Origin of the sequence: Jatrophihabitans sp. (genome assembly GCF_051960575.1) — a bacterium.
GTDB lineage: Bacteria > Actinomycetota > Actinomycetes > Mycobacteriales > Jatrophihabitantaceae > JBQCEE01.
In genome coordinates, this window is record NZ_JBQCEE010000343.1 from 1 (window position 1) to 17119 (window position 17119).

17 protein-coding genes are annotated in these 17119 nt (G+C 68.6%); 6 read left to right on the top strand and 11 right to left on the bottom strand.

Annotation, left to right across the window (positions count from 1 at the left end; translation table 11 throughout):
* The 10 genes from ACTHMS_RS19170 to ACTHMS_RS19215 form a co-directional block, all read right to left on the bottom strand.
* The coding region (locus tag ACTHMS_RS19170) for a prepilin-type N-terminal cleavage/methylation domain-containing protein (RefSeq protein WP_440308263.1) at positions 1 to 575 on the bottom strand (575 nt) is incomplete at its 3' end.
* A 19-nt stretch (positions 576 to 594) separates the two neighbouring features.
* The gene (locus tag ACTHMS_RS19175; protein ID WP_440308264.1) at positions 595 to 1992 is read right to left on the bottom strand and encodes a prepilin-type N-terminal cleavage/methylation domain-containing protein; all 1398 of its coding nucleotides are present in this window, start codon (positions 1990 to 1992) and stop codon (positions 595 to 597) included.
* On the bottom strand, positions 1989 to 2468 hold the full coding sequence (locus tag ACTHMS_RS19180) for a hypothetical protein (protein WP_440308265.1): 480 nt from the start codon (positions 2466 to 2468) through the stop codon (positions 1989 to 1991). The genes ACTHMS_RS19175 and ACTHMS_RS19180 overlap by 4 nt, the downstream gene beginning before the upstream one ends.
* A complete protein-coding gene (locus ACTHMS_RS19185; protein ID WP_440308266.1) occupies positions 2462 to 2917 on the bottom strand; it encodes a type II secretion system protein in 456 nt (151 codons plus the stop codon). The genes ACTHMS_RS19180 and ACTHMS_RS19185 overlap by 7 nt, the downstream gene beginning before the upstream one ends.
* A complete protein-coding gene (locus ACTHMS_RS19190) occupies positions 2914 to 4119 on the bottom strand; it encodes a type II secretion system F family protein (protein ID WP_440308267.1) in 1206 nt (401 codons plus the stop codon). Before ACTHMS_RS19190 ends, ACTHMS_RS19185 begins: the two co-directional genes overlap by 4 nt.
* Positions 4120 to 4121: 2 nt before the next feature.
* Positions 4122 to 5873, bottom strand: coding sequence for a GspE/PulE family protein (locus ACTHMS_RS19195; protein WP_440308268.1), 1752 nt, complete (start codon positions 5871 to 5873; stop codon positions 4122 to 4124).
* Entirely contained in the window at positions 5870 to 6970 is a 1101-nt protein-coding gene (locus ACTHMS_RS19200) for a type IV pilus twitching motility protein PilT (protein ID WP_440308269.1), read from the bottom strand. The genes ACTHMS_RS19195 and ACTHMS_RS19200 overlap by 4 nt, the downstream gene beginning before the upstream one ends.
* Before the next feature lie 76 nt (positions 6971 to 7046).
* Positions 7047 to 7409 (bottom strand): type II secretion system protein, encoded by a 363-nt coding sequence (locus ACTHMS_RS19205; RefSeq protein WP_440308270.1) that lies wholly within the window; start codon positions 7407 to 7409, stop codon positions 7047 to 7049.
* Positions 7410 to 8019: 610 nt separating this feature from the next.
* Entirely contained in the window at positions 8020 to 8826 is an 807-nt protein-coding gene (locus tag ACTHMS_RS19210) for an amidohydrolase family protein (protein ID WP_440308271.1), read from the bottom strand.
* A 31-nt stretch (positions 8827 to 8857) separates the two neighbouring features.
* Complete coding sequence (locus ACTHMS_RS19215) at positions 8858 to 10006, bottom strand: putative bifunctional diguanylate cyclase/phosphodiesterase (RefSeq protein ID WP_440308272.1); 1149 nt, start codon at positions 10004 to 10006, stop codon at positions 8858 to 8860.
* Positions 10007 to 10260: 254 nt separating this feature from the next.
* On the opposite strand from ACTHMS_RS19215, the gene rplM reads away from it, so the two are divergent.
* The 4 genes from rplM (at position 10261) to ACTHMS_RS19235 (ending at position 13741) form a co-directional block, all read left to right on the top strand.
* A complete protein-coding gene (gene rplM / locus ACTHMS_RS19220; RefSeq protein WP_440308273.1) occupies positions 10261 to 10701 on the top strand; it encodes a 50S ribosomal protein L13 in 441 nt (146 codons plus the stop codon).
* Entirely contained in the window at positions 10698 to 11087 is a 390-nt protein-coding gene (gene rpsI, locus ACTHMS_RS19225) for a 30S ribosomal protein S9 (RefSeq protein WP_440308274.1), read from the top strand. The genes rplM and rpsI overlap by 4 nt, the downstream gene beginning before the upstream one ends.
* Positions 11087 to 12421, top strand: a complete 1335-nt coding sequence (gene glmM, locus ACTHMS_RS19230; RefSeq protein WP_440308279.1) for a phosphoglucosamine mutase — start codon at positions 11087 to 11089, stop codon at positions 12419 to 12421. Before rpsI ends, glmM begins: the two co-directional genes overlap by 1 nt.
* A 192-nt stretch (positions 12422 to 12613) precedes the next feature.
* On the top strand, positions 12614 to 13741 hold the full coding sequence (locus tag ACTHMS_RS19235) for a hypothetical protein (RefSeq protein WP_440308275.1): 1128 nt from the start codon (positions 12614 to 12616) through the stop codon (positions 13739 to 13741).
* Between the two features lie 10 nt (positions 13742 to 13751).
* Here the strand turns inward: ACTHMS_RS19235 and ACTHMS_RS19240 are convergent, their stop codons facing one another.
* The gene (locus tag ACTHMS_RS19240) at positions 13752 to 14759 is read right to left on the bottom strand and encodes an MBL fold metallo-hydrolase (RefSeq protein WP_440308276.1); all 1008 of its coding nucleotides are present in this window, start codon (positions 14757 to 14759) and stop codon (positions 13752 to 13754) included.
* A gap of 296 nt (positions 14760 to 15055) precedes the next feature.
* Between ACTHMS_RS19240 and glmS the strand changes: the two genes are divergently transcribed.
* Positions 15056 to 16900 carry a glutamine--fructose-6-phosphate transaminase (isomerizing) gene (glmS, locus tag ACTHMS_RS19245; RefSeq protein WP_440308277.1) on the top strand — a complete coding sequence of 615 codons (1845 nt, stop codon included), beginning with the start codon at positions 15056 to 15058 and terminating at the stop codon, positions 16898 to 16900.
* Between the two features lie 7 nt (positions 16901 to 16907).
* Positions 16908 to 17119, top strand: a 212-nt coding sequence (locus ACTHMS_RS19250) for a 4'-phosphopantetheinyl transferase superfamily protein (protein ID WP_440308278.1), incomplete at its 3' end; no start/stop codon positions are given.

Consider the following 17119-nt stretch of genomic DNA (forward strand, 5'->3'; position numbering starts at 1 on the left):
AAGGTCGCGTTGAGGGTGTAGACGTACGGCGTCGATCCGTCGAGATCCGCTGCGCTCACGGTGGACGTCACGGCCGCAGACAAACCGGTCGCCGAGCTGTCGCACGCGGAGCCGGCGCCGCCGGTACACGTCACGGTCACATCGGAGACGGCATGCCCGACCACATTCGTGGCCGTCCTGCCCCCACAGAGGTACCGCGTCACCTTGTTGTCGGTGCCGAGGATGTAGTTGATGCTTGTCGTGCTCGTCTGAAACGAGGTGCTCGTGCTGGTCGCACGCAAGCGGAGGACGGAGGTTCCTGTTGCGGCCGCACTGACGCAGTACGTCCCTGCAGCGCTGATGTGCGACGTGGCGACCGTCGCGCCAGTCGCCCCAAGAGCATCTGCCGTCAGGTAGTTCGCGAAGATCTGCGCGTCGTGTGACCGCGCGAAGTGTGCGTCTGTCGCTTGCGTGTTGTGCGCGGTCGTGAACATGCCGAACATCAGCGCGCTGATCACGACCGCGGAGACGACGAGCACCACGACCAATTCGATCAGGGTGAAACCGTCGTCATCTCCGCCTCGGATGCGGTTCATTCCTGCCCCCACTGTTCCGCTACGAGAGGTCGAGCGACGCGTTGCCGTTGTTCGCCAGGTCGTTGACGATCAACTGCGACACGTTGAGGTCAACCGTGCCGTTGTATCCGAATGTCGTTGCCGGCGCATAGATGATGCCCTTGTCGCTCGCGCCTGTCCCGCCGAACGCGCCATTGCCGTGGAATGACATCGCATTCGTGTTCGTTCGCGGCTGAAATACGACAAATCCGTGCATTGTTGGAGCGTTCGTCCCACCGTACTTGGGTACTGCGACGGAGCCGTTACCGACATCAACACTGCCCCCCGTGACGACGAAGACGACACCGCTCTCCCCGCCGGCCGAGCAGGTGCTCGCGCACGTCACATTGCCGTTGCCGACGTCCAGTCCGTTCTGCAGGACGTAGACGCCTGGTTGCAGGACACAGTTGCCGCTGATGCTGAGCGTCGCGGCATACGTGCCGGGTGACGCCGCATGCGTGCTCCCGCACCCGGTCCGCGAAGTGGACGACGTGGGCGTCGCCAAGCCGTAGTACGGATCGCCGACCACACCGGCCGGCGACTTGTAGCGACTTCCGAGATTGGAGCACTTGTTCCCCTGGCATGCGCCGCCTGCGTTCACGGACGTGCTTGCGGGGTCCAGCGAAGGACTTCCCTGGTAGTAGGCATAGCCATTCGTGGCGACTGCAGCATTCGGCGGCAGCGTCACGCTTGCATTGCCGGACAGGCTGAAGCTCGGAGAAGTGGTGCTGTTGCCCAATGCGATGATCGGGAAACCACCCGCTGGCGGCTGATACGGCGTCGGCGTGGCGGTTGGACTCGGCGCATATGCCGCTCGGAAGCTGGCGTTCAAGGCGTAGGTATAGGCATTGGACGCGTCGAAATCCCCGTTGTCGGTCGTGGAGGTGACCGTGACAGTCAGGCCGGTTGAGCCGGCAGCGCATGCTTGTGTCGTCGTACCCGCCTTACACGTCGCGACGACATCGGCCACTGCGTGCCCGACGACGTTGCTCGTTGACGTAGTGCCATCGCACTTCCAGCGTGTCAGCCGGTTGTCGGTGCCAAGAACGTAGTTGACGGTGACCGTCGTCGTGCCGAAGGTCGTACTCGTCCTGGTGGCGCCGAGTCGCAGCACTGACGTGCCCGACTGTCCTGCGGGCACACACGCCGTCCCGTTCGCGGTGACGTGCGCTGTCGATGCGCTTGTTCCTACGGCGCCCTCGGCGTCGGCGGTCAGGTAGTTGCCGAAGATCTGAGCGTCGTGCGACCTTGCGAAGTGAGCATTCGTGGCGGCGGTGTTGTGAGCCGTCGTGAACATCGCGTACACGAGCGCACCGATCACGACAGACGAAACGGTCAGAACGACGAGAAGCTCGATGAGGGTGAAGCCGTCCTCATCCTTCGGACGCGTTGCTCTCACAGTCCGCTCCAGGTGGTGACCACCACGGTTCGGCCCAGCGACTTGTCGTCGTAGAAGCGCACATCTGCTCGCAGCAGGGGATTCGCGCACGGGCCGGTGGTGCTCCCGACGCAGACAACCTGAAGCTGGACATGCCGCTGGTAGTACAGCGGACTATTCGGCTGTTCCGGTGAACAGTTGACCTGAAGGCTGATCGACTGGTTCAACGTGAATCCCGACGACGAACCAGGGAAGGGGATGGCGTCACAGGAGTACTGAAGACCTTGGTTCGGATTCACTCGAATGGTCGCGATTGCGTATTGCAGGGCGGCGTCGGCGTCGTAGGCGAGAGCGCGGTTGGCGCGAATGACGGGCGTTGCCTTGGTGTCGGTGAAGACGATGTTCAGCGACGCCGTCACAAGCACTGAGATGAAGATCAGGAAGACGAGCGCGATGACGAGCGCGGCGCCGTCCTCATCCCGGGGGCGCCTCAGCATGACGATCCAGTGAGGATGCACGTCGGGCGAACGACGACCCGCAGTGTTTCCGAGTCGCGAGCGTCCTGCGACGACGCCGTGATCGTGACGACCTGGTACTGAGCCGTATTGGCGCTGAAGGTTGGACAGTTCGGCGCCGAGCCGCTGACGGTGTACCCAGTAGGAGCTGTGTAGGCGGGAGCGTAGTTGGTTGTCGTACTGCCGGCCAGGCACCATGACGCTCCGGTGCGGGCGCTCACCGCAACGTTCAAGGCTTCGGCGTAGTCCTTGAGGATCGTGTCGACCGTGGCTTGCTTCCGGTTGTAGTCCGAGGCTTTGATGTTTGTGAACATCGCACCGACCAGGGCGGCGATCACACCGCCGAGTATGGCGATGGCCAGGATGAGCTCAACGAGCGTGAAGCCGTCGTCGGGCCGTGCTTCGTCGAGCCTCCGTTCCAGGGGGGTCATACCTTGACCTGGTTGAAGGCGCCATACATCGCTGACACGAGCGCAACTGCGACGAAGCCGACGCCGCCACCCATCGTGAGGATGATGATCGGCTCGAAGAGGGACGTGAGCTTGGTGACCTTGTAGTCGAGTTCGGTCTCGAAAAATTCGGCCGTCACTTCGAGCTGGGTGTCGAGTGTCCCTGTCTCCTCACCCACGCGGAGCATCTGGACCGCAGTGGCGGGAAACAGTGCTGTCCGTGCGAGCGGGGTGGCAAGCCCTTGGCCCTCCAACATCGCCTCGGTCACGCCGTCGAGCGACTTGATGTAGACCTTGTTCTTGAGGGATTCCGTCGCGACCCGAAGTGCTTCAGGTAGGGAGACGCCGGCGTTCACCATTGAGGCGAGGATCCGGCAGAAGCGCTCGACGAGGGCGTACTGGATGGTCTCTCCGAGCACGGGGACCTTCAGCAGGAATCCGTCCAGGGCATACCGACCCCTCTCCGTCTTCGTTGCCGAGAAGATCGAGATGCCGATGATGGCGATCACAGCGAGGATCGCCCACCACCAGTGGGTCAAGAAATTGGTCATCGCCAACAACATCCGTGTCGGCAGCGGGAGGTCGGCGTGCAGTCCTGCGAAGAACACCTTGAACTTCGGCAGCACCCACCAGCCGATGACGCCGATCGCCACGACAGCGAGGACGCCGACGATCGCGGGGTAGATGGTCGCCGACTTCAGCTTGCGGCGAGCGTCGAGGTCCCGCTTGATGTAGTTCGACAGTCGTAGGAGCACGATGTCGAGCTCACCGGTCAGCTCTGCCGACCGGACGATGCCGCGGTAGAACTCCGGGAACACGTCAGCGTGCGCATCCAGCGAATCGGAGAAGCGTTCGCCGGCACGCAGGCGTGCCTCGATGTCGGCCATCACGCGACGGACAGAGGAGTTCTCGGCCTCGGCGGCGACTGAGTGCACCGCGTCGAGGATCGGCAGGCCTGCCTTGACGAAGGCGGCCAGCTGCCGCGAGATGTGCATGAGATCTTCACGCTTGACGCGCGGCCCTGAGATCTCGAGCTGCAGGATCGACTTCTTCTCCACGATCGCGATGTCTCGCAGTTCGCGGTCGTACAGGGCCAACTCGAACTCGCCGCGGCTGCCGGCCTTTTCGACGCCTTTGGCAGGGGCGCCATCGAGGGTTGTGGCGGTGTAGGCGAAGCGAGGCATGGTCAGGCTCCTGCGATGAAGATGGTGCGCATTGCCTCGGACACAGTGGTGGTGCCCGATGCGACGAGTTCGACGGCTTGGTCCTGCAGGGTGTTCAGTCCGTTCGCGATCGCCACCTTGCGGAACTGATCGTGCGACGTCCGGTCGAGGATCATCTCGCGCATCGCGTCGGTCAGCGTGAGCAGCTCATAGATGCCGATCCGCTCGAGGTAACCGGTGTGACTGCAGAAGTTGCAACCTTCGCCCCGCATGAAGGCGTCATCGGGGATGCCGGCCCCGATGGACGCAAGAAAGGCCTTTTCCTCGTTCGTCGGAGCCGAAGGCTGCTTGCAGTAGCTGCAGATGCGACGGACGAGCCGTTGCGCCACCACGGCAGTCACCGCAGAAGTGACGAGGAAGGCCTCGATACCCATGTCGAGCAAGCGGTGGAGGGCTGACACGGAGTCGGTGGCGTGGAGCGACGAGAGCACGAAGTGGCCGGTCAAGGCCGATTGCACTGCGATGCGCGCGGTCTCCGCGTCACGCACCTCGCCGACGAGAATGACGTCAGGGTCTTGGCGGAGGATCGACTTCAACCCGCCGGCGAACGTGATGCCGGCCTGCTCGTTGATCTGGATCTGATTGATCGTCGGAAAGGTGTACTCGACCGGGTCTTCGATGGTCATGAGGTTGCGCTCAGGAGTGTTGAGCTCCGAGAGCGAGGCGTACAGCGTCGTTGTCTTCCCACTCCCGGTCGGACCGGAGCAGATGACCATGCCGTACGGGGAGCGGAGTAGAGTGGCATATCGCTCCGCGACAGCGTCCGGCATGCCGAGGTCTGTCAGAGCGAAGAGCGGACGGCTCTTGTCGAGCACCCGCATGACGACCTTCTCGCCGCCGACGACCGCCGTGGTCGAGACCCGGATGTCGACGTCCTTCCCCTCGATCTGGGTCGTGATTTGTCCGTCCTGCGGGCGGCGACGCTCGACGATGTTCATTCCGCCGAGAATCTTGATGCGGCTGACGAGCGCGGGGCCGATCGACTCGGGCAACGACAGCACGTCGTGCAGCGCACCGTCGATCCGGTACCGGACACGGACCTTCTCGTCGCCCGGCTCGATGTGGATGTCAGACGCCCGGTCGCGAAGCGCCTGAGTGATGATCATCTGTGCCACCTGGACGACGGGGGCCTCTTCGTTGGCCGCGACGGCTTCCTGACGCTGCGCCTGGCGCAGAACGTCCTTGACCTCGAACTCCCTGAGGTGCGTGCCGACGCCGCTGGTGGCGCGATAGCTGCCGTCGATCGCCCGACGGATGTCGGCCGTCGCGGCGATCCGCGGAACAACCGGGCGCCCGATCTGCTGTGACAGCCTCTCCACCGCGCCGGCTGACGGGTCTGCGAAGACGATGATCACCGCGTCGTCTTCGGCGAGCGACAACGGGATGAGGCACGAGGCGCGGGCGATCTCCTCCGGGACGAGTTCAACGGCTAGGGGCTCTGGCGACGCCTCACGGAGGTCGACGCGCTCTACACCGGTGAGATCGCCAAGGGCCTTCGTCAGGCGCGCGTCGGTGATCGCGCCCTGGCGCAAAAGAGTGGTGCCGAGGCTCAACTCGTTGAGGTTGGTCAGGGCGCGTTCGACGAGCGCGCCGTCGACAAGTCTTTCATCGACCAGCTTGGTCGCGAGGGCACGCTCGTCGGGATGCGGATCGCGGTACTCGACCGCTGCCTCGACGGGCGCCGGGGCGTTCGGCTTGCCGCGCCCGATCTTCACGCTGTCACGCTCGCCCGCAGCCGCGGTCGCGTCTCGATGTCCTTCGGGTACAGGCTGCGGTGTACAGCGTCCTCGTAGGTGATGACCCCTTCCTGGATCAGCTTGGAGAGGGTCTGCTCGAAGGTGACCATGCCGTCCTGAGCGCCGGTGACGAGCGAGTTCCGCAGCTGGTGGGTCTTGCCTTCCTTGATGAGATTTCGCACGGCCGGCGTGGCGACCAACGCCTCATATGCAGCGACCATCCCGCGACGATCGGCCCGCGGAATCAGCCGCTGGTAGACCACGCAACTCAACGCGGCAGCGAGCTGCACGCGGACCTGCGCCTGCTGGTCAGCAGGGAAGACGTCGATCATGCGTGAGAGCGATTGCGCGGTGTCGTTCGTGTGGAGGGTCGCGAAGACCAAGTGACCCGTCTCGGCGACGGTCAATGCGAAGCGGATCGAATCGAGATCACGCATCTCGCCGACGAGCAGCACGTCTGGATCTTCACGGAGGACTGAGCGCAGCGCGTTCGCGAAATCACCCGTGTCCGTGCCGACCTCGCGTTGGTTGACCGCAGAACGCTTGTGGTCGTGGATGTACTCGATCGGGTCTTCGACGGTGATGATGTGACAAGCGCGCTTCGTATTGATCATGTCGATCAATGATGCGAGCGTGGTCGACTTGCCGGACCCCGTCGGGCCGGTGAAGAGAATGAGGCCTTGGTGCTGCATCGCCAGGTGGGGAACGACCGGCGGCAGCCCGATCGTCTCCGGCGACGGAATGTCACGCGGGATCATGCGCAGTGCGATGGCGGTGTACCCGCGCTGGGTGAAGGCATTGCCGCGAACGCGCGCGTGCTCTCGCCACGTGAACGAGAAGTCGTATTCGTGCGATGCGTTCCACGCTGCTTGCTGGTCGGCGGTCAGCACCTCGGCGAGCAGTTCGTCGGTGTCGTCGGCCGTGAGCGGCCCGGCGCCCGTCACGGGGATGAGCTCGCCGTGCACGCGAAGCTGTGGGGCCATGCCGACGGTCAGGAGGAGGTCGGTGCCGCTGGCGTCCCACAGTGCGTTGAGCAGGGCGTCGGCCTTCGAGCCAATCGTGTGGACGTGCGACATCGGTTCCCCTACGGGTTGGATCGACGTGGTGGGGGGTCACCCTCGGCGGCCCCCCCACCACATGACGAGCGGCTTGTTACTGCGCGGTGCAGGGGGCGCCGGCCGCCATGGTCAGCGAGCCGTCCGTCGCGCTCGCGGCGGTGACGTACTTCGGGGTCCCTGCGCGGAGGAACTTGTTCGGGGCGGTCTGCAGCTGCGTGATCGTGCCGTAGCCGCCGGTCTTGGCGTAGTACGCCTCTTCGGCGTTGGCGATGGTCGTGACCTCTGCCTTGCACGCCGAGGTGTCGCCCTTGTCGGTCACGCCGCCGACGGCGAACACGACGATGCCGGCGAGGATGCCGAGGATGACGATGACGATCAGGAGCTCGATGAGCGTGAAGCCCTTGTCGTTGTGGCGGGTCTCGCGGGCCTCCTGGAGGCGCTCGAGGGTCTTCAGCATGGTTCCCCCTGGGGAGTTGTGGTGGTTTGCGACTCCCATCGGCAGCCGCAGGTGTTTGGTTAGTCCGGAACCTGGGTAGTTAGATCCCGGGTCAATCGGCGACAACGGCTAGGAGTCTGTTGCCGTCTCGCGCTGCTCAACGCCGTTGGTTCCACGTGGTGACGGACCGTCAGTGAAGAGAAGTCCGTCTTGAGCTGTTCGTCGAGAAATCCCGTCCGACCGGCTGACATAGCTTTCGGTCGAAAAGGGACGTACGGCGTCGTTCCCCCAGGCTGTCGGTCAGAGAATGGTGGGACGGATCGCCGGCCCCCAGTTCCCGCAGCGTCCGTTGTCGGCTGCCGCACCAAGAAGGTGACACTCCAGCATCGGACGGTCAATCCGGGAGTGCACGAAACAGGACGTTGGATTGGTCTCTTTGGGTCCACGGGGTATTTGGTCCCTGGACGATGGACGGGACCTTTGTGCGTCGAAGGTCCTGAACTCGGCGAAACGGCCGAACCGGCACTTGATCGCAATTCATGATCAATGCACCGCGCGCTGCGCGGGAATGCGTCCGTGCCGCTGACTCAACACCATGCAAGATCAAAATGCAAAGGACCCGGCGGAGAACTCAGACACCGCCGAGCAGCCGACGGGCCGTGCCGCCGAGAATCGCGTCCTGCGCCCGGCCTGACAGCCGCCGAATGCGGCCGATGCCGACCTCGACGGGCAGGGCCGTGTTCGGGGCGTCGCTGCCGAACAGGATGCGGTCGGCGAAGTGCTCGAGCGTGGCGTCGTCCAGCGCGACCTCGTCGGTGATGCGCGGCGTCAGGTCGGCGTGCACGTTCGGATGGAGTTCCAGCAATGCCACGGTCGCGTCGGTCGCTGGATGCGCGGCGTGGGCAACGATCAGTGGCGCGCCGGGGAAGCGCGCGGCCACCCGCGACAGGCCGTCAAGTTCCGACCCGGCCGTCGCGCCGTCGACGCCGTGGCCCGCGTGCACGGTCGTCGGCACGCCGCGCGCCTCGACGACGCTCCACATCGCGTCCAGGCGCGGGTCGTCGACGTCGTAGTCGCCCACCGAGCAGTGCAGCTTCAGCACACGCAGCCCGTGCTCGTCCAGGGCGGCGAGCAGCACATCGGCGGGCGAGGGGTCACCGACGTGCACCGTGCAGCCGCCGACGACCGACACCTCGGGCACCGGGTTCGTCGCGACCAGCTCGGCCGACGCGGCGTTCAAGCCCGCAGCCACGCCCGGCTTGTGCGCGTACGGCAGGTTCCAGACCGTCCCGATGCCGGCGGCGCGCAGCGCGCGCAGGACGAGCTCGTGGTCCGTCGGGTACGCGAACACGTCCTCGGGCAGGAAGCGGAAGAAGAACTCGCGGACGGCGGCGGCCAGCCGCGGCGGCTGCAGGTGCACGTGGCTGTCGACGATCACGCCGGCGATCGTGCCGCAGGGAGGCCGACGGTCAGCTGGCGGCGGCCCGGCGGCGGCGCGCCAACGCCGGACGGCAGTACGTCGTCTCGGCCGTCCGCAGCTGGTCGACGGTGCCCGGCTTGCCGTAGTGCCAGCCCTGGGCGACGTCGCAGTGCAGCCGCTTGAGCTGCTCGGCGTGCTGGCCGGTCTCGACGCCCTCGGCGACGACGCGCACGCCGAGGCCGTGGGCGAGCTCGATGGTCGCGCGCACGATCGCCTGGTCGCTGGCCGAGCGCGTCATCGGGATGACGAACGACTTGTCGATCTTGATCTCGTCGACCGACACACGCTGCAGGAAGGCCATGGACGAGTAGCCGGTGCCGAAGTCGTCGACGGACAGCTGCACCCCGACGTCGCGCAGCTTCGCCAGCACCATCTCGACGGTGCGGGCGTCCGAGACCGCCGAGCTCTCGGTGATCTCGAGGATGAGCCGCTCCGGCGGCAGCTCGTGCCGGACGAGGGTCGCGGCGACGTCGGCCGGCAGCTTGAGGTCGAGCAGGTTGCGCGCCGAGAGGTTCACCGACACCGGCACGTGCAGGCCGAGGCGCCACCACTCCGCCGCGGCGGCGCAGGCGCGGTCGAGGGCGTGCAGCGTGAACTCGCGGACGAAGCCCGACCGCTCGATCACCGTCATGAACTCCACCGGCCCGAGCAGCCCGCGGGTCGGGTGGTTCCAGCGGGCCAGCGCCTCGGCGCCGACGAGCCGCTGCGTCGACAGGTCGATCTGCGGCTGGAAGACGAACTGGAACTGGCCGTCGCCGATGGCGTCGCGCAGCTCGGTGCCGAGCGCCGTCGAGCCGGCGTCCTGCTCGTCCAGGGCGAAGATGTAGCTACGAAGCGCGGCCTGCATGTGGCGGGCGTGCACGAGGGCGACGTCCGAGCGGCGCATGAGCTCGTCGGTCGAGGTCGACCGGTCGGGGAAGCAGGCGATGCCGACGCTGCCGGCCACGGCGAGGTGCAGCCCGTCGAGCGAGGCGGCGTCGCGCAGGGCGTCCACGAGGCCGCGGGCGACGTCCTCGGCCAGCTCGGGGTCGGCGATGTTGTGCAGCAGCACGGCGAACTCGCTGTCGAGCACGGAACGGTGCACCGGCGGGATGCCGACGAGGTCAGGACGCACGGCGTCCCGCGATTCGTCGAGCATCGGACAGCGTCCTTCCCTGGCCCTGGTTGAGCTCCTGCGTCGTCCCATCGGCATGTTGTCGCCCGACCTGAAGCGACCGCCCCCGCACGAGCAAGATCGTGACGGGCCGTCAACGGGCGATTTGGCCGCGCCGACGGTGAGTCGGTAGAGTCGAGCGCTGGCGTGCGGAGCACCGCACGTGCCCGGCCATGCCTCGGGATCACATCGTGATCGCGGGGGCGCCTATGGCGTGAAGACCGACAGAGAGCAGACGAGTGTCCACGTACACCCCTCGCCCCGGCGACATCGACCGCCGGTGGCACGTGATCGACGCCAACGACGTCGTCCTGGGCCGCCTGGCCAGCCAGGCCGCCACCCTGCTGCGGGGCAAGCACAAGCCGCAGTTCGCGAACCACGTCGACACCGGCGACTTCGTGATCATCATCAACGCCGACAAGGTCGCGGTCAGCCCGAGCAAGCTCGGCGAGTTCCGCTTCCGTCACTCGGGCTACCCGGGCGGGCTCTCGCGCCGCACCGTGGGTGACCTGCTCGAGACCAAGCCCGAGCGGCTCATCGAGCTCGCCGTCAAGGGCATGCTGCCGAAGAACACCCTCGGCCGCGCCCAGTTCAAGAAGCTGAAGGTCTACGCGGGGCCTGAGCACCCGCACGCCGCTCAGAAGCCCCAGCCGTTCGAGATCAAGCAGGTGTCGCAGTGACCGCCCCAGCCCCCACCGTCGGCCGCCGCAAGGAGGCCGTCGTCCGCGTCCGCCTCGTGCCGGGCAGCGGCGAGTTCAAGCTCAACGGCCGCACCCTCGAGGCCTACTTCCCGAACAAGGTGCACCAGCAGCTCATCCGTGAGCCGTTCGTGACCCTCGAGCGCGACGGCCAGTACGACGTCATCGCCACCCTCAAGGGCGGCGGCGTCACCGGGCAGGCCGGCGCGCTGCGCCTGGCGATCGCCCGCGCGCTCATCGGCGCCGAGCCCGACGACCGTCCGGCCCTGAAGAAGGCCGGCTTCCTCACCCGTGACGCCCGGGTCAAGGAGCGCAAGAAGTACGGCTTGAAGAAGGCTCGCAAGGCGCCTCAGTACTCGAAGCGCTGATCTTGGCGCTGTTCGGCACCGACGGCGTCCGCGGGCTGGCCAACGACGAGCTCACGCCGGAGTTGGCCCTCGCGGTCGCCGCGGCCGCCGCGCGTGTGCTCGTCGCGCACGACGCGTCGCACCGTCCGCTCGCCGTGGTCGGACGCGACCCGCGGGCCAGCGGCGAGATGCTCGAGGCCGCCGTCATCGCCGGGCTCACCAGCGCCGGCGCCGATGTGCTCACCGTCGGGGTGCTGCCGACGCCGGCGGTCGCGTTCCTGACCGCCGACTACGGCGCGGACGTCGGTGTGGTGCTCTCGGCCTCGCACAACCCGATGCCCGACATCGGAGTGAAGCTGTTCGCGCGCGGCGTCCACATGCTGCCTGACTACATCGTGTCCGATATCGAGGCCGAGGTCGAGCAGGGCGCCGAGACGCGTCCGATCGGGGCGGCCGTCGGCCGGCTGCGCACCGCCGTCGACGCCGGCGCCCGGTACCTCGACCACCTTGCCGCCGCCGTGCCGACCCGGCTCGACGGGCTGCACGTCGTCGTCGACTGCGCGCACGGGGCGGCGTCCGCCGTGGCCCCGGCGCTGTACGAGCGACAGGGCGCGCGGGTCACCGCCATCGCGGCCGCGCCCGACGGCCTCAACATCAACGACGGTGTCGGCTCGACGCACCTCGAGGGCCTGATCGAGGCGGTCCGGGCGTCCGGGGCCGACCTCGGCATCGCCCACGACGGCGACGCCGACCGCTGCCTGGCCGTCGACGCGTCCGGCACGGTCGTCGACGGCGACCAGTTGCTCGCCATCTGCGCGGTCGCGCTGCGCGAGCAGGGACGCCTGCACGACGACACCGTCGTCGCCACGGTCATGAGCAACCTCGGCTTCCACCACGCCATGCGCGACGCCGGCATCCAGGTGCTCACGACCGCCGTCGGCGACCGGTACGTGCTCGAGACGCTGCGCGAGCGCAACCTCAACCTCGGCGGCGAGCAGAGCGGGCACATCGTGTTCACCGACGCCGCGACCACCGGCGACGGACTGCTGACCGCCCTGCACGTCATGGCCCGCATGGTCACGACCGGACGCCCGCTGGCCGACCTCGCCGCGATCGTGCACCGCCTGCCGCAGACGCTGGTGAACGTGCGGGTGAGCGACAAGTCGGCCGTCGCCGCGTCGTCGTCGGTCACCTCGGCCGTCGCCGCCGCCGAGGCCGAGCTCGGCGACTCGGGCCGCGTGCTGCTGCGCCCGTCGGGCACCGAGCCGCTCGTCCGCGTCATGGTCGAGGCCGGTACGCAGGCCCAGGCCGACGCCGTCGCCGGCCGCGTCGCCGAGGCCGTCCGCGCCGTCTGACGCGCTCGCCCGCCCTGGATCTTGATGCCCGCACCGGGTCGCCGCCCGGTCTGGCCATCCTGGTCCGGCGCGGGGTCGCGTCCGCAGGGCGTGCGCGCCGTCACGGCGGCGGTTGCGAGCGCAACGTCGTCCCGCCCGCCTCGTTGGTCCCGGTACCAGCACGAGGAGGACACGGGAGCCATGCGGGTACGGATGCCTGAGCAGACGGACGAGATCAGCGTCCGTTCGGCCATCGATGCGGCGTTGCTGCTGCTGGCCCGCGACCTGGTCGAGCGCTGCCGGCCGCGGCTGCGGGCCGTGTGGGCGGTGCGCTCCGAGAGCCCGGCCGACCCGAAGGTCTGGCTGCGTGAGCTGACCCTGCCCGGTTCGCCCGCCGCGTCGGCCGTCGGCGCGCTGCGCGCCCAGACCCTCACCGACCTGCGCCGCGCCGAGGAGGTGCGCCGCGACCTGCACGAGGTGCGGGTGCGCTTCGACGCCGAGCGTGGCATCGCCGCCCTCGTGGTGCTCGGCCGCGTCGCCCGCGGCCTCGCCCTGCCGTGCCGCGACGAGATCGTCGCCCTCACCGCCCGGCTGCGCCTGCTGACCGGACGCGCCGGCCGCATGCCGATGGCGCTGCCCGACTACGCCGCCCTGCTGCACCGGCGCGCCGAGACCGGCCGCCGCCTCGACGCGCTGCGCGTCCGCCGCGACGACGCCGTGCTCGAACTCGACCAGGCCCAGCAGGAGCTCGTCTTCGCCCGCTACGAGGTCGAGCTCGCCACCGCCGCCGACGACGCGCAGCGCGCCGCCGCCGGCGAGCTCATCGCCGCCGAGCGCCGCGTCGCCGAGCTCGAGGCCACGATCACCGCCAGCACCACGCAGGCCGTCGAGGTCGCCGCCGCGCTGACCACGCTCGACGAGCACCTGCTGCTCGCCGTCCCGCAGGCCACGCCGGACGAGCGCACGCTGTTCGCCGAGCTCGACGCCGCCGCCGCCGGACTGGTCTGCTTCTTCGGCGCGGCGCACCGGGGGCGCCCGGAGTCGGACACGCGACGCATCGGCGACGTCATCGAGGGCTGGCTGGCCCTCGGCGAGGCGCTCGGCCTGCCCGGCACCACCGCCGAGCTCGCCGTCGGCCCCGAACTGCTCGCCCGCACCGTCGGTCACTTCCAGCAGTTCGTGCACGCCGCGCTGCAGCGGTCGTCGGCGCAACCGTGGCTCGACGACCTCATCGCCGACGTCGAGATCGTGCTCACCGGCCTCTACGACGCGGCCACGATGCTCGCCGAGCCGCCCGTCGACGCCGAGCCCGAGAGCGAGCTCGAGGAGAACGGCTTCTGACGTGATGGCGTCAGGTGACGGCGTAGTGGGTGATGCCGTCGGCGCTGGACGCGGTCAGCTCGCCGTGTTCGACGAGCAGTCGCAAGTGCGCGACCGTCTCGTGCACGGCGAGCATCTGGTTGAACTCGTCCAGCTCGGCGAAGGCGCGGCCGCGGCGCGTCCAGCCGATCGCGTTCGCGACCTCGAAGGCGGTCGCCGCGCCCTTGCGCACCTCGCCGAGCATGATCTCGAGCCGCTGCTCGTGGTGCCGCACCAACTCGTCGACGCGGGCGTGCACCGAGGCGACGGCGGGGCCGTGGGCGGGCAGCAGGCGGGCGTCCGGCAGGGCACGCACGGTGGCGAGCGAGTCCATGTACAGGCGCAGCGGTGACTGGGGTCGAACCAGCTCGACGCCGAGCGACGGGGTGATGTGCGGCAGCACGTGGTCACCGGCGAACAACACGCCGTGCTCGGGGTCGTGGAAGACGACGTGGCCGCGGGTGTGGCCGGGCGTCGCGATGACCCGCAGCGTGCGCGTGCTCAGCGGCACATCGATGCCGTCGGTGAGCCAGCGGTCGGGGTACTCCCAGTCGGTGGTGTCGCGCTCGCCGCGCCAGGCGGCGAGCATGCGCGACAGGTCGAGCGCGCCGGCCTCGTGCAGGGCGGCGATGTCGGGATGCACGGTGACCTCGTAGAACGCGTCCAGCGTGGCCTTCTCGCCCTCGCCGAGCGCGACCGAACCGCCGTGCTCGCGGCGCATCGCGACGGCGAGCGTGTAGTGGTCGCGGTGCACGTGCGTGACGAGATACTCGCGCACGTCGCCGGGCTGGTATTCGATCGAGCGCAGCGCGCCGGCGAGCAGTTCGGGCGAGCCCTCCAGCGCCCAGCCGCCGTCGATCATGACCAGCCGGTCGCCGTCCGCCACGGCGTAGACGTTGACCGCCTTGAGGCTGTCGCCCGGCAGCGGCAGGGGGATGCGCCAGACACCCGGCGCCTCCTCGTGCGCGCCCGGCTGCTCCCACGCGTGTCGGTCGTCCATCCCTCGCACGCTATTGCACGCCGTCGCGAGGCCCGCGGACGGCGACGTGCGCGGTGACGTGCGCGGGTGACGTGCGCGGTGGCCGGCGCGGTGTTTGGCCGCGCTGCGGGCGCACGGCCGGCGTGTCCGCCCGCTGCGGCGCCACACACCTCCTGCCGCGGCGCGGTGTGTGGCCGTGCTGCGGGCGCGCGGGCGGCGTGTCCGCCCGCTGCGGCGCCACACACGACGCCCCGCGTGCCCCGGCCGGACTGAGTCGAGCGGGGCCGCTGTGACCTGCGGGCCTTACCCTGATCACCATGTGCGGCATCGTCGGTTACGTCGGACCACGTCCTGCCCTCGACGTCGTCATCGAGGGTCTGCGGCGTCTCGAGTACCGCGGCTACGACTCGGCCGGGGTCGCCGTCATCGGCGACACGGGCCTGCAGATCGCCAAGAAGGCGGGCCGCATCGAGAACCTCGACAAGGCCGTCGCCGAGGCCGACATCACCGGACACACCGGTATCGGGCACACCCGCTGGGCCACGCACGGCGGCCCGACCGACCGCAACGCCCACCCGCACGCCGACAGCACGGGGCGGATCGCCGCGATCCACAACGGCATCATCGAGAACCACGCGGCCCTGCGCGCCGAGCTCGAGGCCGAGGGCATCGAGCTGATCAGCGACACCGACACCGAGGTCGTGCCGCACCTCGTCGCGCGCCACCTCGCGCGGCACGGCGGCTCGCTGGCGGACGCGCTGCGCGCCGTCTGCCGCCGGCTGCACGGCGCGTTCACCCTCGTCCTCGTCGACGCGCAGCAGCCCGACGTCGTCGTCGCCGCGCGCCGCAACTCGCCGCTCGTCCTCGGCATCGGTGACGGCGAGACCTTCCTCGGCAGCGACGTCGCCGCGTTCATCGAGTTCACCCGCGAGGCCGTCGAGCTCGGGCAGGACCAGGTCGTCGAGATCCGCCGCGACGGCTACACCGTCACCGACTTCCACGGTGAGCCCGCCGACGGCAAGCACTTCCACATCGACTGGGACCTCGCCGCCGCGGAGAAGGGCGGCTTCGACTACTTCATGCTCAAGGAGATCCAGGAGCAGCCGGCCGCCGTGCGCGAGACGCTGCTGGGTCACCTCGTCGACGGGCAGATCGTGCTGGACGAGCAGCGGCTCGATCAGCAGGAACTGCGCGACATCGACAAGGTCTTCATCGTCGCCTGCGGCACGGCGTACCACGCGGGCCTGCTCGGCAAGCAGGCGATCGAGCACTGGACGCGGGTGCCGGTCGAGGTCGAGATGGCGTCCGAGTTCCGGTACCGCGACCCCGTGCTCGACCGCGCCACCCTCGTCGTCGCGATCAGCCAGTCGGGCGAGACCGCCGACACCCTCGAGGCGGTGCGGCACGCGAAGGACCAGAAGGCCAAGGTGTTGGCGATCTGCAACACCAACGGCGCGCAGATCCCGCGCGAGTCGGACGCCGTGCTCTACACCCACGCCGGGCCCGAGATCGGGGTCGCGGCGACGAAGACATTCCTGGCGCAGCTCGCCGCGGTCGAGCTCGTCGGCCTCGCGCTCGCGCAGGCGCGCGGCACCAAGTACGGCGACGAGATCGTGCGCGAGTACGAGGGGCTGTGCTCGGTCGCGTCCGCGGTCGAGGACACCCTCGCGCTGGTCGAGCCGGTGCGCGAGCTGGCCCGCGAGATCGCGACGTCCAAGGCGGTGCTCTTCCTCGGTCGGCACGTCGGCTACCCGGTGGCGCTCGAGGGCGCGCTGAAACTCAAGGAACTCGCATACATGCACGCCGAGGGGTTCCCGGCGGGCGAGTTGAAGCACGGGCCGATCGCGCTCATCGAGGACGGCCTGCCGGTGGTGGTGATCATGCCGTCGCCCACCGGACGACCGGTGCTGCACCAGAAGATGCTGTCGAACGTCTCCGAGATCCAGGCGCGCGGTGCGCGCACGATCGTCATCGGTGAGTCGACCGATGTGCTCGCGCGCGAGCACGCCGATCACTTCATCGAGGTGCCTGCCGTGCCGACGCTGCTGTCGCCGTTCGTCACCACGATTCCGCTACAGGTGCTCGCCGCCGAGATCGCCCAGGCGCGCGGGTACGACGTCGACAAGCCGCGCAATCTCGCGAAGTCCGTCACCGTCGAATAATCCGGCTATGGCTGTCGTCGGGGTGGGGATCGACGTGGTGCCTGTCGAACGCTTCGCCGAGTCGCTGGCGCGAACTCCCTCGTTGGCGGCGCGGTTGTTCACCCCCGATGAGCTCGTCACGGCGGCTGGGGCACCGCGCTCGCCCGAATCGCTGGCTGCGCGGTTTGCCGCGAAGGAAGCGCTGTCGAAGGCGCTGGGCGGTGGCGGTGGCATGTCGTG